The sequence below is a fragment of the Petralouisia muris genome (assembly GCF_004793545.1).
Taxonomy (GTDB): Bacteria; Bacillota; Clostridia; order Lachnospirales; family Lachnospiraceae; genus Petralouisia; species Petralouisia muris.
In genome coordinates this window covers 78,854-94,222 of sequence record NZ_SRYA01000004.1, presented here as the reverse complement: position 1 = coordinate 94,222, position 15,369 = coordinate 78,854, and the positions used below count along the sequence as shown (strand labels likewise).

The 15,369-nt window shown below is 45.5% G+C and carries 14 protein-coding genes and 1 pseudogene; 9 read left to right on the top strand and 6 right to left on the bottom strand.

From position 1 onward, the window contains the following. The first annotated feature begins 68 nt into the window (after positions 1-68). The 4 genes from panC to E5329_RS02990 all read left to right on the top strand — a co-directional run bounded on the left by panC (position 69) and on the right by E5329_RS02990 (position 2,885). Positions 69-920 carry a pantoate--beta-alanine ligase gene (panC, locus tag E5329_RS03005; RefSeq protein WP_135988104.1) on the top strand — a complete coding sequence of 284 codons (852 nt, stop codon included), beginning with the start codon at positions 69-71 and terminating at the stop codon, positions 918-920. 72 nt (positions 921-992) lie between these two features. Then, entirely contained in the window at positions 993-1,379 is a 387-nt protein-coding gene (panD, locus tag E5329_RS03000; protein ID WP_135988103.1) for an aspartate 1-decarboxylase, read from the top strand. Positions 1,380-1,456: 77 nt separating this feature from the next. Beyond that, positions 1,457-2,659: a bifunctional phosphopantothenoylcysteine decarboxylase/phosphopantothenate--cysteine ligase CoaBC gene (gene coaBC, locus E5329_RS02995; RefSeq protein ID WP_135988102.1), complete on the top strand. Its 1,203-nt coding sequence runs from the start codon at positions 1,457-1,459 to the stop codon at positions 2,657-2,659. Further along, positions 2,634-2,885 carry a hypothetical protein gene (locus tag E5329_RS02990; protein ID WP_135988101.1) on the top strand — a complete coding sequence of 84 codons (252 nt, stop codon included), beginning with the start codon at positions 2,634-2,636 and terminating at the stop codon, positions 2,883-2,885. Before coaBC ends, E5329_RS02990 begins: the two co-directional genes overlap by 26 nt. A gap of 47 nt (positions 2,886-2,932) precedes the next feature. Here the strand turns inward: E5329_RS02990 and E5329_RS02985 are convergent, their stop codons facing one another. Continuing rightward, positions 2,933-3,556, bottom strand: a complete 624-nt coding sequence (locus E5329_RS02985) for a chemotaxis protein CheC (RefSeq protein WP_135988100.1) — start codon at positions 3,554-3,556, stop codon at positions 2,933-2,935. Positions 3,557-5,053: 1,497 nt separating this feature from the next. Next, the gene (locus tag E5329_RS02980) at positions 5,054-6,211 is read right to left on the bottom strand and encodes an alpha/beta hydrolase (protein ID WP_135988099.1); all 1,158 of its coding nucleotides are present in this window, start codon (positions 6,209-6,211) and stop codon (positions 5,054-5,056) included. 223 nt (positions 6,212-6,434) lie between these two features. Here E5329_RS02980 and E5329_RS02975 point away from each other — a divergent pair, with 223 nt between their 5' ends. Next, complete coding sequence (locus E5329_RS02975) at positions 6,435-6,866, top strand: hypothetical protein (RefSeq protein ID WP_135988098.1); 432 nt, start codon at positions 6,435-6,437, stop codon at positions 6,864-6,866. Positions 6,867-6,890: 24 nt separating this feature from the next. Beyond that, entirely contained in the window at positions 6,891-7,673 is a 783-nt protein-coding gene (locus tag E5329_RS02970; protein ID WP_135988097.1) for an SDR family NAD(P)-dependent oxidoreductase, read from the top strand. A 44-nt stretch (positions 7,674-7,717) separates the two neighbouring features. On the opposite strand, the gene E5329_RS02965 is transcribed toward E5329_RS02970, so the two are convergent. Further along, positions 7,718-8,689: a CAP domain-containing protein gene (locus E5329_RS02965; protein ID WP_135988096.1), complete on the bottom strand. Its 972-nt coding sequence runs from the start codon at positions 8,687-8,689 to the stop codon at positions 7,718-7,720. A 276-nt stretch (positions 8,690-8,965) separates the two neighbouring features. Here E5329_RS02965 and E5329_RS02960 point away from each other — a divergent pair, with 276 nt between their 5' ends. Together E5329_RS02960 and carB are read left to right on the top strand one after the other, a co-directional pair. Further along, the gene (locus tag E5329_RS02960) at positions 8,966-10,036 is read left to right on the top strand and encodes a carbamoyl phosphate synthase small subunit (protein ID WP_135988095.1); all 1,071 of its coding nucleotides are present in this window, start codon (positions 8,966-8,968) and stop codon (positions 10,034-10,036) included. Further along, entirely contained in the window at positions 10,036-13,248 is a 3,213-nt protein-coding gene (gene carB / locus E5329_RS02955; RefSeq protein ID WP_135988094.1) for a carbamoyl-phosphate synthase large subunit, read from the top strand. Before E5329_RS02960 ends, carB begins: the two co-directional genes overlap by 1 nt. Positions 13,249-13,379: 131 nt before the next feature. On the opposite strand, the gene E5329_RS02950 is transcribed toward carB, so the two are convergent. Continuing rightward, the gene (locus E5329_RS02950) at positions 13,380-13,673 is read right to left on the bottom strand and encodes a hypothetical protein (protein ID WP_135988093.1); all 294 of its coding nucleotides are present in this window, start codon (positions 13,671-13,673) and stop codon (positions 13,380-13,382) included. Positions 13,674-13,803: 130 nt separating this feature from the next. Between E5329_RS02950 and E5329_RS32065 the strand changes: the two genes are divergently transcribed. Continuing rightward, a complete protein-coding gene (locus E5329_RS32065; protein WP_135988092.1) occupies positions 13,804-13,968 on the top strand; it encodes an Arc family DNA-binding protein in 165 nt (54 codons plus the stop codon). Between the two features lie 192 nt (positions 13,969-14,160). On the opposite strand, the pseudogene E5329_RS02940 reads toward E5329_RS32065, so the two are convergent. Beyond that, positions 14,161-14,664 (bottom strand): annotated as a pseudogene (locus tag E5329_RS02940) (tyrosine-type recombinase/integrase); the annotation flags it as partial. Between the two features lie 571 nt (positions 14,665-15,235). Then, positions 15,236-15,367, bottom strand: a complete 132-nt coding sequence (locus E5329_RS30375) for a hypothetical protein (protein WP_275442953.1) — start codon at positions 15,365-15,367, stop codon at positions 15,236-15,238. Between the last annotated feature and the right edge of the window lie 2 nt (positions 15,368-15,369).

Genomic DNA, 15,369 nt, shown 5'->3' with positions numbered 1-15,369 from the left:
AGCCTAAGGCAATAAGTGTTGAATGCCTCGTTGAAAAAGCGTGCTTTGCCCATGGAGTGGAGGAGATTATGCAGATTGTAACAACCATAGAAGAATTGCGTTCCATCGTGAAATGGTGGCGGGGAGAAGGTCATTCCGTGGGTCTGGTGCCCACCATGGGTTATCTTCACGAAGGGCACAAAAGCCTGATTGTCAAGGCAGTTAGTGAAAATGACCGGGTGGTGGTCAGTGATTTTGTAAATCCCACCCAGTTCGGGGCAAATGAAGATTTATCCACCTATCCCAGAGATATGGAAAGGGATGCGGCTCTTTGCGAAGCGGCAGGGGCGGATGTGATTTTTCATCCGTCGCCGGAAGAGATGTATTTGGAAGATAACTGCACCTTTGTGGATATGAACCGGCTGACAAAAGGGCTCTGCGGCAAAACAAGGCCCACCCACTTTTCCGGCGTATGTACCGTAGTGTTCAAGCTTTTCAATATTGTAACGCCGGATCGGGCATACTTTGGACAGAAAGACGCACAGCAGCTTGCAGTGATCCGCCGGATGGTGCGGGACATGAATTTTAACGTCAGGATTGTGGGGTGTCCCATTGTCCGGGAGGCAGACGGACTTGCCATGAGCTCCCGGAACGCATACCTGAATGAAAAAGAGCGGAAAGCAGCATTGATTCTCCATAAATCATTGGTATTAGGAGAAGAGATGCTTCGCGCAGGGGAAAGAGATGCAGGGAAAGTGAGAGACGTCATCCTGAAAAATATGAGGACAGAGCCCCTTGCCAGAATTGATTATGTGGAACTTGTGGACGCCAAGAATTTAGAGCCGGTGAAAAAGATTGAAGGTCCAATTTTGGCAGCCACTGCAGTTTATATTGGAAAAACAAGGCTGATTGATAACTTTCATTACGATTCTGAGGCATAGGGAAATTCCATATGCGAAGCGGTTCAGCCATTCTCAGGCAAAAGCAGCAGAGAACTGAAAAGGAGAAATGCCATGTATTTAAAAATGTTAAAAGGAAAAATCCACCGTGCCGTGGTAAAACAGGCGGAGCTTCATTATGTGGGCAGTATTACTGTAGACCCAGAGCTGATGGCGGCGGCGGGAATTCTGGAATATGAAAATGTACAGATTGTGGACATAGAAAACGGAAACCGTTTTGAAACCTATACCATAGCAGGGGAACCAGGCAGCGGCATGATCTGCTTAAACGGGGCGGCAGCCAGACAGGTGCAGACAGGCGATCATATTATTATCATGGCGTATGCCCAGATGACGCCGGAGGAAGCGAAGGAGTTCCAGCCAAACGTGGTATTTGTAGATGGGGAAAATAAGATTTCAAAAATCACAGCTTATGAAAAACATGGCGAGATTTCTGCCTGACAGCCAGACGTATTGTGTTTCTGCTGTGCAGGAAGCCAGAACAGGAAATTCTGAAAATTGTGAAGGAGGATTCCCATATGTTACAGGGAAAAACCGTTTTATTGGGCGTGACCGGCGGAATCGCCGCCTATAAAATGCCGAATGTGGCAAGGATGTTAAAAAAGCTCCATTGCAATGTGCATGTGCTGATGACAGAACACGCCACGAATTTTATTACTGCCACCACGTTTGAGACCCTTACCGGAAATAAATGCCTGATTGACACCTTTGACCGGAATTTTGAGTTTTCCGTAGAACATGTGGCATTGGCTAAGCAGGCGGATCTTGTGTTGATCGCTCCGGCCACGGCAAATGTCATTGGCAAAATTGCAAATGGAATTGCAGACGATATGCTGACCACGACCGTGATGGCCTGTACCTGCAAAATGCTGATCGCTCCGGCCATGAACCATAACATGTACCGCAATCCCATTGTTCAGGATAACCTGAAAAAACTGGAACGTTTTGGATACCAAATCATTCCGCCCGATACGGGAATGCTGGCAAACGGCGATATTGGAGAGGGAAAATTGCCTTCCGAGGAAACTCTGACAGAATATGTGTTCAAAGAGCTTGCCTTTCAGAAAGATTTGACGGGGAAAAAAATTATGGTTACCGCAGGGGCCACCCAGGAAGCCATTGATCCGGTGCGTTACATTACCAACCATTCCACAGGAAAAATGGGATACGCTCTGGCAAAGGCCGCCATGTTAAGAGGAGCGGAGGTTACCTTGGTGACAGGGGCTGCTGCGCAAAAGCCTCCCAGGTTTGTGGAAGTGATACCGACAGTTTCCGCAGAGGAAATGTATCAGGCGGTCGTCTCCCGGGCTCCTTCGATGGATGTGATCATCAAGGCTGCGGCGGTGGCGGATTACCGTCCTTTAAAAGCGGCAGAGGATAAAATTAAAAAGTCAGAGGGAATGAATCAGATTCCTTTGGAACGAACCAGAGATATTCTGGCAGAATTGGGCCGGATGAAATCAGAAGGCGTCATTCAAAGTTTCCTGTGCGGATTTTCCATGGAGACCCGGGATTTGGAGGAAAATTCCAGGGCCAAGCTTGAGAAGAAGCATCTGGACATGATTGCAGCCAACAACCTGAAAGTGGAAGGCGCCGGGTTTGGCACAGACACAAACGTGCTTACCCTGATTACCAGTGATAAAACCATCCATTTAGAGCGGATGAGCAAGGATGAGGCCGCAGGTGAGATTTTAAATGAAATCAGAAACAGAATGGGATAAAGGGCGCGTATCATATTTGTGGAATACATCCTGCAGAAATTATTTTTCCATATGTTTTTGTGCGGCAGCAGGCGGCTGGTATCTGGGTATGCGGGGGTTGTCCGTTTCCAAATATCAGCCGCCTGCAGCAGTGCTGCTTCTTAGAAGCCCTTGGTTTCCATATACCTGCATTCGTATTGTTTCTCAGAAGTCTCTTGCGGGTTTCGCATCGGAAGCAGAAGATTAGAAGGTACATGCCGGAGACAGAAAAATTCTGATTGTTCGGAACCTTTGCTATACTGGAAGTCCCAGTTTTTGGAACAGGGTGTTCATGGAAGAATATTCCAGAATCAGGATCATGCTTCCCTTAATCTGTGTGCCGGAAATACAGAAGCTTTCATCAATGAATAATACCTTCTTGCCCAAGGAAGTGAACTTATTAGAAGGAATGGACAAAATATTGCCTATTGTATCAATATGATCCTCCGGCGGCGTAATGTTGATAAAGGTACTTGTCATTTGGGCAATGGAATTTATGTAAGCGGCAGTAGTGATATTGCCCATTTCCCGTACCACAGATAAATCCATCTCAGTAATATCATGAAGGGTAGATATTTCTTTTTCATAAAATGTATTAATTAGCTTTTCCGCAAATTCTTTCTGTATAATTTGCAGCATCATTCCTTGAATATCTCCTTCCAGGGTAATGGTAAGACCAAGGGCAAAATTGTCCGGGCCGCCCAGATATTGGGAAACATCCTCAAAGTCGAGGAGATGAATGTTGGGAATTTCTATATCCACAAAGGTGTTTAGTAAAGTTGCAAGGGCGGTTGCGGCGTTGCCGGAACCAATATTTCCAATTTCGGTTAATACACTTAATTGCATTTCGTCTAATTTGTTCATTTCTGTTACGCCCATAAGAATCTCTCCTTAACAAATTTTTTTATTATTATACCATACTGCGGCCATTGGCTGCAATCAAACAAAAGGGCTAGAATGACATTTATTTCCAGAATGTGTAAAAAATAAATAAAAAAAGTTTACAAAATATACATTTTTTGTTAATTGTGTCTGTGAATTTATTGGTTATACTATAAATAACGACAAAAGTATTGATAAAATACGACAAAGGCGGAAAGTGTATGAGAAATCAGAACAATAAGGGTTTATTTTTTAAGTTTAGCGCGATATTTTATATGACAGCGGCTGCGTGGTGTCTCCTGACAGCAGGAAGATTTCATGCGGCCCGTTCTTTTTGTATAAATATGGAAACGGGATCGGAGCCGGCGCTTACCAGCACAGATTTTAGGTATGAAAAGAAATTTCAAGATACTTTAAGCCATTATCGGTCTTTTGGTAATCTGTATCAGGCTCAGTATTCTACAGCAGTGCCAGGGCTGGAGTCTACAGACATATTAGGAGAAAGCTGCGGTCAGATGGTGCCTCAGGGAATTTGTGTGGCGGGAGATTATATGCTGGTAACTGCTTATGACGGAGGAGATTTTTCTGGAAAAAATACAGGGCGAAAGAGGAATCCATCGGTGCTGTACGTGCTGTCAAATCAGAATCCAAAGCATCGTGAACTGTTGACTACCATCGTTTTGCCGGACATCAATCATGTAGGCGGAGCGGCTTTTGACGGAAAGAATATCTGGATTGCAAAGAGCACCGACAGGCAGTGCAGTGTGATTTCCTATGAGCGAATCAAAGAGGCTGTTGATTCAGGAAAGAGCAGCTATGAACTTTTGGAATATGATCAGAATGTGCCCTGCGGCGTGATTGCTTCCTTTGTGACCTGGCATGACAATAAATTGTGGGTGGGAACCTATACCAATCGAATCAGCGGGAAAGGCTGGCTGAGAAGTTTTCAGGTAATAGAGGAAAAAACGGAGCAGAAAAAGAATTCCGCTTTGCAGGAGCAGGAAACGGAACCAGCACAGGCTTTGAACATGCAAAAACAGGATCCAGAGCCAGAGCGGGAATTCACCCTGCAAAAGCAGGATGAAATTGTCATTCCTGGCTTTGCCAATGGAGCGGCTTTTATGGAACTGGGAGGAAAATCCTACTTGGCGGTTACTGCTTCCAGAGGGCGCTATTTTGATTCCAGAATTTACTTTTACGAAGTGCACAAAGATTCCTATACAGGGAAAAATGTGTACTATTCCTATTATTCCAGCAGATTTCCGCCCATGGCGGAAGAATTGGTCTGCGATGGAGCTTTCACTTATTTTCTGTTTGAATCTTCGGCAACCTGCTACAGTACGCCTGCTTATCAGAAATGCAGTTATCCGGTGGACAGAATCTGTGCAGTTTCCACCTGGCAGCTGTTTCGGCAAAATCAGGGCGCCGCTCTGCAAAGGGGGCAGGGTGACCATAAAGTTTCTGCCTGGGAGCTGTTTTTTCCAAATCAGGGCCTTACTCTGCAAAAGGAGCAAAGAAAGCAAGCATATCTTCACTCCATGTTTGACAGGAGCAGCCGTACCCAAGGCCTACTCCATGACCTCCGGTGGGGTATATTTGGCATAAATGCGGTATGCCTGCCTTGCTTAATGCTTCCTCCAGACGTGTGGCATTGCTTGCCGGAACACATTGGTCGTCAGCGTTGGCGAAGGCGTATGTTAAAGGATAGTCCGGGGTGATATGTTGTTCCACGGAAAGCAGCTTCCGGAGATTGAGATCTCCTTTGGTGTTGTTTTGGCAGGTTCCCTCATGATAATCTGACAGAAGGCTGATGACTGGGTACAGCAGACCAAGACCGTCTGGTCTGGCGGAAATATTCTGATAAAGAGAAACCAGACGATGGTTTTCCTGTGATTTTTCCATCAGAGCTGTCAGCGCCAGCTGTTTGAGATTTTCATGCCATAATGCTTCGCTGGCGCTAAGATGGCCGCCAGCAGATGCTCCCACCACAAAGATTTTGTTTGGATTGATACGGTATAGTTCTGCATGGGCGCGGACATACATGATTGCCAGTGCAAGATCCATTTGAGGAAGGGGATAGCTGTGAGGACTAAGGCGGTAATTCAGCAGAAAGGCTTTATAACCTCCGTCCCGTTCCATACGTTCTGCCAGTTGGATTCCTTCGGAATAAGAAGAAATCATCTCATATCCGCCGCCGGGACAGAGAATTACGGCAGGTCTGCGATCAGATTCCTGCTTAGTCAAATTTGCCGACGCAGAGGGAAATGGCGGAACCGTACTGGTTCCTGCAGTATGTGCAAATGCCAGGTTATCCAGGGCGGGATTGCCGGTAAACAGCCAGACGCCTTCGGCAGTATTCAGGTCTGCATCCGGAATCCAGGCGTTGTCCGGGACTGGCCGCCAGAGGGGAAGAAAGAGGAAGCGTTGGCGTCTGACGGTTTCCATCAATAGATTTGCGGTTTTTACAAAAGCTCCTGACAGAAAGGGCGCACCCCATTCCATATGATCTTCTTTTTGAATCTGTTCCATAGTTTTGTGGTGATGCTCTGGCGGAATGCAGGAGAGCCAGCAGGTGGGAAACAGGTTTCCAATCGCCCGTCCCACAGGTTCCGTATTCATGATTTCCATAAAAGTTTGATTTTTTGTGAACAATTGTTTCTGCTCCTTTCAGGTATACCTAAGGGTATCAGTAATAAGTCGTTTGTTTTTTTATTTTACTACAGGAATGTCTGCATGTAAACGTTGACAGGGATACACAGGAGAATTATACTGGAAGCAGAAAAGTGTTGATCAATTTGCTTACCGGATATCACAGGGATACACAGGAGAATTATACTGGAAACAAAAGGGGATATATATCAGGAGGGATGCAGTTATGGGTAAAGATACACGTCTTGTAAATATTTATATCAAAATACATAACAAACATACACTTACGATAGAGGATTTGAAGTATCTGTCCAAATATGATCCGGAGTGTTTTGAAAAAACCTGCAGGAATCTTGTGTATAAAATGCCGGAAACAAAAGAGATTCTGCAGCCGGAAATGGAGGAACCCAAGGAGCTGCCGAAGCCGCAGCCGATATTTGAAAAGCTGCCTACAGATAAACAGAAGATTGAGGCGGTGCTTTCGAATCTGAAACAGATGGAAATGGATCAGCTTCCGGTGGAGGAAGTGAATGCAGAAGAAGTCAAGGAGTTGTTGGGGAATCTTTATATGGAACTCCTGTTTCCCCACAATGACAGACAAAAATTTTTCAATATGGAGGATCATGAGGAATTGTCTGTATTTAATAAAAAGGTATGAAATAGAGAAAGGAATAGATGATAAATGAAAAAATATGCTGTAATTACAGGAGCAAGCTCTGGAATTGGAAAAGAATTTGCAAAAATACTGGCCCGGGAAGGATTTGCCCTGCTGCTTACTGCCAGAAGAGGAAACCGTTTAGAGAAACTGAGAAAACATTTAAAAACAGAGTGTCTGATTGTGGAAGCGGATCTTACGAAGGAAGAGGATTGCCGCCGTCTTTTTCAGACAGTGGAAGATAAAGAGGTGGCAGTTTGGATCAACAATGCGGGATTCGGCCATTGCGGTACGTTTAAAGAAGGGGATTTGCAGAAAGAGCTGGATATGCTTGCTGTTAACGTGCGGGCGCTGCATTTTCTTACCAAACTTGTATTAAAGAAAATGGAACGTCAGAACTATGGCGCTATTTTGAATGTGGCTTCCTGCGCAGGGCTGATGCCTGCCGGGCCTTATATGGCAACTTATTATGCTACAAAATCTTATGTGACAAGTCTGACCAGGGCAATTGCGGAGGAACTTCGATACGAGGGAAGCCCTGTTTATATAGGATGTCTTTGCCCTGGCCCTGTGAATACAGAATTTAATGATGTGGCAGAGGTGGAATTTGCCCTGAAAGGAATCAGTCCTGCCTGGTGCGCCCGCTATGGATATCAGCAGATGAAGCGGGGAAAAACAGTGATTGTTCCAAAACTTTCGGTAAAATTTGCGGTAACATTTGGTCGGTTTCTGCCGGAAACATTATATATACGGATAGCGGCTCACCAGCAGAAAAAGAAAAAATTCGGCCGTAGAAATGAAAGCCGGTGATTACGCCATCTTCTGGATTTTTTCAAAATGTTCAGATACAAATGCTATTTTGTAACAGTGATTGTCTTTTTGACGGAAAAGCCGCCTTTTACTTTGGCAGTAATAGTTGCTTTTCCAGCTTTCTTGGCAGTGATTTTTCCGCTGGAATTCACATGCAGCACGGAGGGCTTTGAGGATTTCCAGGTAACGCCTTTGAGAATGCGTCCTTTGGTGGTATTAGTGCCGCCCATAATTCCGGGGTAATTGATGTTACAGGAAACCGTCAGCTGTTTTGTTTTTTTCACTTTTAGCTTTGAGGGAGCGTTAAGTGACGGATTGGAAAGGTTCTTTTTGGAAACTTCGATGGTCTGGACTTTCTTGCCTTTTAATTTGGATTGGGTCTGTGAGCCGGCATTGCTGGAGCTGAACTCTGCGGAAACGCCGTACCATCCTCCGGTGCTTCTGCGGAAAGAGCCCAGGCCGATAAACTGGTAAGCCGGGTTGATTAAACTGGTATAATGGCCGGTTACGGCATTGGCGTTCTGGTTTACCCAGTCATTTTTTTCCTCATACCATTGTTCAATGCCCGCCATCAGGCCGGAGTAATTCCAGGCCAAGTTTTCTGCCCAGCTCTGCTCTCCGTTGTAGCGGATGCTGAAGCAGCTCTGGCCGTTGGGTCTGGTATGGCTTTCATTTACCGTGGATTCGGCTGCCCGAAGCAGGGCCACAAGTTCCAGATTGGAGGACCACTTCATTGGCCTGTAATCGGAAGGGGTCAGCTTTCTTCCGTTACTGGGATTCGGATAGCCTTTTTCGCAGGCTTCCTTGCGGATTTCGTTGATCCGCTTTAAGATTTTGGCTTTTTCTACCCGCTCAAAGGTGCCGGTTACTCCGGCAAGAATGTTGCCGCTGCCCGCTTTGGATGTATCAGAGGGGCGTGTGGAGGCTGCCTGGACGGTGCCTGATGCCTGAGACAATGACAGGGTAAGCAGCAGTAAAAAAGTAATGATTTTTGTAGGAATGTTTAATTTTTTCATAGAAGCTCCTTTTTGATGATTTTATTCTGTTGGTCTCTAAATATAAGATGTCACTATATCTATATTATCACGGCAGTGTGATGTAGTCAAATTGTAAGTTTATACAGTGTCAGACTGCATTTTCAGGAAAAACTTGAAAAATCGTTTTCATTATGTTAGAATATGCCCTGAAAAGGAAACAATAACAGAATAATACAGAACCCGAAAAAAAGACTGCAATGACGCAATTGACTCTTTTTTTTTGCCAAAAATCAGACAGAAAGGGTGGGAAATATAATGAAAGCATTTCTAATACTGGAAGATGGAACTGTGTTGGAAGGCATCCATATCGGCGCTGACAAAGAGACTGTCAGTGAGATTGTCTTTAACACTTCCATGACCGGTTATCTTGAGGTTTTAACAGATCCATCTTATGCAGGACAGGCCGTAGTCATGACTTATCCACTGATTGGAAATTATGGAATTACGCCGGATATGGAATCCAACAAACCCTGGGTGAAGGGATATATTGTCAGGGAGCTGTCTAGAATGCCAAGTAATTTCCGCTGTGAAGGTACGATACAGGATTTTCTGGTAAGGCATGAGATTCCGGGCATTGCCGGAATTGATACCAGGGCTCTGACAAAAATTCTCCGGGAAAAAGGCACCATGAACGGCATGATTACCACCGACGAAAATTACAGGCTGGAAAACATTCTGCCCAGGCTGAAGGAGTATACCACTGGGCCTGCGGTGGAGCAGGTGACCTGTGAGGCTTCTTATGCTCTGAAAGGCAAAGGAAAAAAGGTGGCGTTGCTGGATTTAGGAGCTAAGCAGAACATTGCCAAATCTTTGCAAAGCAGAGGATGCAGGGTTACTGTTTATCCGGCGCATACGCCGGCAGAGGAAATCCTTGCAGAAAAACCTGACGGCATTATGCTGAGCAACGGGCCGGGAGATCCCAAGGAATGCGGTAAAGTGATTCAGGAAATTAAGAAGCTCTATCATTCCGACACGCCGATTTTTGCCATCTGCCTGGGACATCAGTTAATGGCTCTGGCAAATGGGGCGGATACCTATAAGATGAAATACGGCCACAGAGGCGGCAACCATCCGGTGAAGGATTTGGAAACAGGCCGGGTGTATATTTCTTCCCAGAATCACGGCTATGTAGTGGATACGGACAAGCTGGATCCCTCTGTGGCGGTTCCGGCTTTTGTCAATGTCAATGACGGCACCAACGAAGGGCTGCGCTATACAGGCAAAAATATTTTTACCGTCCAGTTTCATCCGGAGGCCTGCCCGGGGCCTCAGGACAGCGGTTATCTGTTTGACAGATTTATTAATATGATGGGAGGGAGCCAGTAATGCCAAAGAATCCGAATATTAAGAAAGTGTTAGTCATTGGTTCCGGCCCCATTGTCATTGGGCAGGCGGCGGAATTTGATTATGCAGGAACCCAGGCGTGCCGTTCTTTAAAAGAAGAAGGCGTGGAAGTTGTTCTGGTGAATTCCAATCCTGCAACCATTATGACAGATAAGGAAATTGCAGATGAGGTATATATTGAGCCCTTAACGGCAAAGGTGCTGGAACAGATTATTTTAAAAGAAAAGCCGGACAGCGTACTGCCTACCCTGGGCGGACAGGCCGGGCTGAACCTGGGCATGGAGCTGGCAGAATCCGGTTTTCTGGAACAAAATGGGGTGAAGCTGATTGGAACCACCGCAGAAACCATTTTCAAGGCGGAAGACCGGCAGGCGTTTAAGGATACCATGGAAAAAATCGGGGAGCCCTGTGCTCCTTCCAAGGTGGTTCACAACCTGAAAGACGGCATTGCATTTACCAATACCATTGGCTATCCGGTGGTGCTGCGTCCGGCCTATACCCTGGGCGGAAGCGGCGGCGGAATTGCCCATAATGAAACAGAGCTGACGGAGATTCTCACCAATGGACTCAGGCTCAGCCGGGTAGGGGAAGTTCTGGTGGAGCGATGCATTGCAGGCTGGAAAGAAATTGAATACGAAGTGATGCGCGATGCAGCAGGAAACTGCATTACCGTCTGCAATATGGAAAATATTGATCCGGTGGGCGTCCACACCGGGGACAGCATTGTGGTGGCGCCTTCCCAGACTCTGGGAGATAAGGAATATCAGATGCTTCGCACATCTGCGCTGAATATTATTTCCGAGCTAAATATTACCGGCGGCTGCAATGTCCAGTACGCCCTGCATCCTTCCAGCTTTGAGTACTGCGTCATTGAGGTAAATCCCCGGGTCAGCCGTTCTTCTGCACTGGCAAGCAAAGCCACCGGATATCCCATTGCAAAAGTGGCGGCAAAGATTGCCCTGGGGTACACGCTGGATGAGATAAAGAACGCCATAACTGGGAAAACCTACGCCAGCTTTGAGCCGATGCTGGATTACTGCGTGGTGAAGATTCCCAGGCTGCCCTTTGACAAATTTATTACGGCAAAGCGTTCTTTGACTACCCAGATGAAAGCCACCGGAGAGGTTATGAGCATCTGCACGAATTTTGAAGGGGCGCTGATGAAAGCCGTCCGTTCGTTAGAGCAGCATGTGGACAGCATGAGGAGCTACGATTTTACCGGGCTTTCTGGGGAAGAACTGAAAAGAAAGCTGGAAAAAGTAGATGACAGAAGAATCTGGGTGATTGCAGAAGCATTGCGCAGGGGAATTTCCTATGAAGAAATTCATGAGATCACCCAAATTGATCTGTGGTTTATTGATAAAATCGCTGTTTTAACAGAGATGGAAGCCCGTCTGGAACAGGAAGAGCTGACGCCGGAATTGTTAAAAGAGGCAAAACGCATAGAATTTCCCGACAATGTGATTGCGTCGTTGACCGGCAGAAGGGAAACGGAGATTCGCCAGATGCGGTATGAAAATGGAATTACGGCGGCCTTTAAGATGGTGGACACCTGTGCGGCAGAGTTTGCGGCAGAGACTCCCTATTATTACTCCTGCTTCGGCAGTGAGAATGAAGCGTCGGGGGCTTCCCAAGGACGTAAAAAAGTTCTGGTGCTGGGTTCCGGCCCCATCCGGATCGGACAGGGAATTGAATTCGATTACTGTTCGGTTCATTGTACCTGGGCATTTGCCAGAGAGGGCTATGAGACCATTATTATAAATAACAATCCAGAGACAGTTTCTACAGATTTTGATATCGCAGATAAATTGTACTTTGAGCCTTTAACTCCGGAAGATGTGGAAAATATTGTGCGTCTGGAACAGCCCGACGGGGCAGTGGTTCAGTTCGGCGGTCAAACAGCCATCAAGCTGACGGAAAGTCTGATGAAAATGGGCGTTCCGATTCTGGGAACCAAGGCAGAGGATGTGGACGCCGCAGAAGACAGAGAATTGTTTGATAAGATTTTAGAGAAAACCCAGATTCCACGGGCGGCGGGAGGAACCGTATTTACCGCCCAAGAGGCAAAAGAGGTTGCAGCCCGGCTGGGCTATCCGGTGTTGGTGCGCCCTTCTTATGTGCTGGGCGGCCAGGGAATGCAGATTGCATACACCGGGCAGGAAATCGAAGAGTTTATGGAGATTATCAACCGGATTGCACAGGATCATCCCATATTGGTAGACAAATATCTGCAGGGAAAGGAAATCGAGGTGGATGCCGTCTGCGATGGCACGGATATTCTGATTCCAGGCATTATGGAGCATATAGAACGTACCGGAGTCCATTCCGGCGACAGTATTTCCGTATATCCGGCGCCTACTATCAGTATAGAGGTGAAGGAAAAAATTGTGGAATACACCAGGCGGCTGGCTCAGGCTCTGCATGTGGTTGGGCTTATCAACATTCAGTTTATTGCCATGGATGGGGATGTGTATGTGATTGAAGTAAATCCCCGCTCTTCCCGGACAGTTCCCTATATCAGCAAGGTGACAGGAATTCCCATTGTGGATCTGGCTGCCCGGGTGATGATTGGCAATACGCTAAAAGGGATGGGTTACCCCACAGGGCTTGCGCCGGAGGCAGAGTATGTAGCAGTTAAGATGCCGGTATTTTCTTTTGAAAAGCTTAGGGGAGCGGAAATCAGCCTTGGGCCGGAAATGAAATCCACAGGAGAATGTTTGGGAATTGCAGAAACCTTTGATGAGGCGTTGTACAAGGCTTTTCTGGGAGCAGGCGTACAGCTTCCGAAGCACAGGCAGATGATTATGACTGTGAAAGATGCAGATAAGCCGGAATCGGTGGAGGTAGCCAGACGGTTTGAAGCTTTAGGCTATAAGATTTACGCAACAAGAAGCACAGCAAAATATCTGCAGGCCCATGGCCTCAACGCAAGACGGATCAATAAGATTTCTCAGGAATCTCCCAATGTTATGGACTTGATTCTGGGACATAAGATTGATTTGGTGATTGACACTCCTACCCAGGGCCGGGATAAGAGCAGAGACGGCTTTTTAATCCGCCGGAATGCCATAGAGACAGGGGTGTACTGTATTACTGCTATGGATACGGCCAATGCTCTGGCGGAGAGTTTAGAGCATGCCTGTGCCAGTGAGGAGCTGAATTTGATTGATATTGCAAAGGTGAAAAATATTTAATTTATCACAAAGGAGATTTGAGGCCACCTGATATTCGTATGCAGGTGGCTTTTATATTATGATTGATATGACCAGAGATAGAAGTGATGATTCAACAGCGGTTATACAAAGTTAGATGATAAATATGTATTTTAAATTGGTTTCGAACATTCAGAAAATAATGCCCATGCGTATTTAAAGCCGAGTCTGAATAATAGTTCGTCTTTTCTGGAGCAGTAATAGAGGAGATATTCTTCCAGCCTTCGGTATTCCTTAACATCCAGGATGTCTAACAGAAAGTCGATATCAAAGTCAAGATTGCCAAGGGTCTCATTATATTCCCATGTATTGGTGAAATGTTCGTAAATTTCGTGAAGTTTGCTGTCGGTTTCATCCATTTGTAATTCCATGGGTGGATTTTTTTGTAGATTCCGTCTTTTATTCATAATATCTTTCATCCTTTCTCATAATATTCTTATTATAATACGACGGCAATATGCCGTCAATATACCGCCAATATTTTTTTGCCGTCATTATGACGGTATAATATTGAAAAACGTATGGATGTGATGATTGATGAAAAATAATATGTTAAAATTTACCCTTCGAATAGATGCAGAATTATTAGAAAAATTCCGGTATATAGCTGAGTATAATGCTCGTTCGGCTAATAGAGAATTGGAAATTTTAATCAGAAGGTATATTGAACAGTTTGAAAAACGAAATGGTAAAATTGAATAATATCTTAATTTTTCGGTATAAAATTATTGGTAAAATTAGATTATATCTTTAGAAATTCTTATATGTCGGAATAGCCTGTATTTCCGGGCTTTTCCGGCAGTTTAGATATGGGGAGAAGTTCACATATACCCTCATAAACCTTTAGGTTTTCCCTCTGGGCGGTAGTAAAAAAGTAGTAAATTCTGCCCGCGCCTATGCGGCAATCAGCCTTTCCATTTCAGCCCTTGCGGAAGCGAAAGTTGCATGTGCGTAATAGTTCAGCGTCATGGTGATGTTGGAATGTCCCATGATATACTGTAACGCTTTCGGGTTCATGCCCGCATTGGCTAAGTTGGTGCAGAACGTATGGCGCAGGGTGTGGGGTGTCATTACTTTAGGTAACGCTTCCTCATATTTCTTCCTGTTCTCCTGTGAGGGGGGTACTTTCGGCTCTGTGTCGTCCTCGATCACGGTGTTTAGCTGGAAGTCAAAGGGGTTCTTCCTTATACAGTCGTCCTGTATCGCTGTGTAAAAAGCAGCTTTCAGAGAACGCTTGTCATTGCTTATGGTCTTGTAGGATATTCCCTTTTCTTTCATGCGCAGCGCCCATTCTTTCGCGTCGGACAGCTTCACACTGTCAATGGGGCAGGAACCAAGTTTATCCGCTTCCAGCAGCTTCATCAGCCGTTCACGCCTCTTTGTGGTGTTGTGCCTTACTATTAGTTTTATAGTGATAAGGGGTACAACAATTTATTATCAACGTTGACAAATAGGTGTAAGCAAGAGCAGGGAACATATCGCTTTCATTATTGGTCGGTTCTCTGCTTTTTTATTACACTTTGGAACGCCGTATTAGGGGGGCAGGAATAAATCTCGGTCTCCTGTCAATTCCGTTCTGTAAACTGCCAAAATTAAATTCAAAAGGCTTCCTACCGCGTAACAAACCCATAATAAATTGAGGGCGAAATCAGTAGACTGCTTTCGACCTCGATTTATTATGGGGATTGTTACGCAGTAGGAGGTGTTTTACCCTTGATTTATGCGGCTTTGCGGGCGTTAAAATGACGGGGTAAGGGTTTTATATGTCTGCCCTCAAAAATAGCGTTCTATTGCGTAACAAAATGAAAAAGACAGGCAAGAAACGGTTTGCTTCTTACTTGTCTTTTTCTGCACCCTGTATGGCAGTTACCCTATTTCAGTTTGTTGGTTGATACTGTTTTATGAGTAGCTATCATACGACGGCTTTTTTTCTTTTGCCGTCGTGCGGCAGACTACTTTTTAAGTTTTATTATTTTTTTCGTTTTCTGATAATGTGAATGACAATGACCGCAACTACAATTAACGCAATCCCTCCAAATAAAGGAAGCCATGTGTCAGTAACACTTTGCCAAACAGCACTCCAATTTACATTTTCCGGCATAA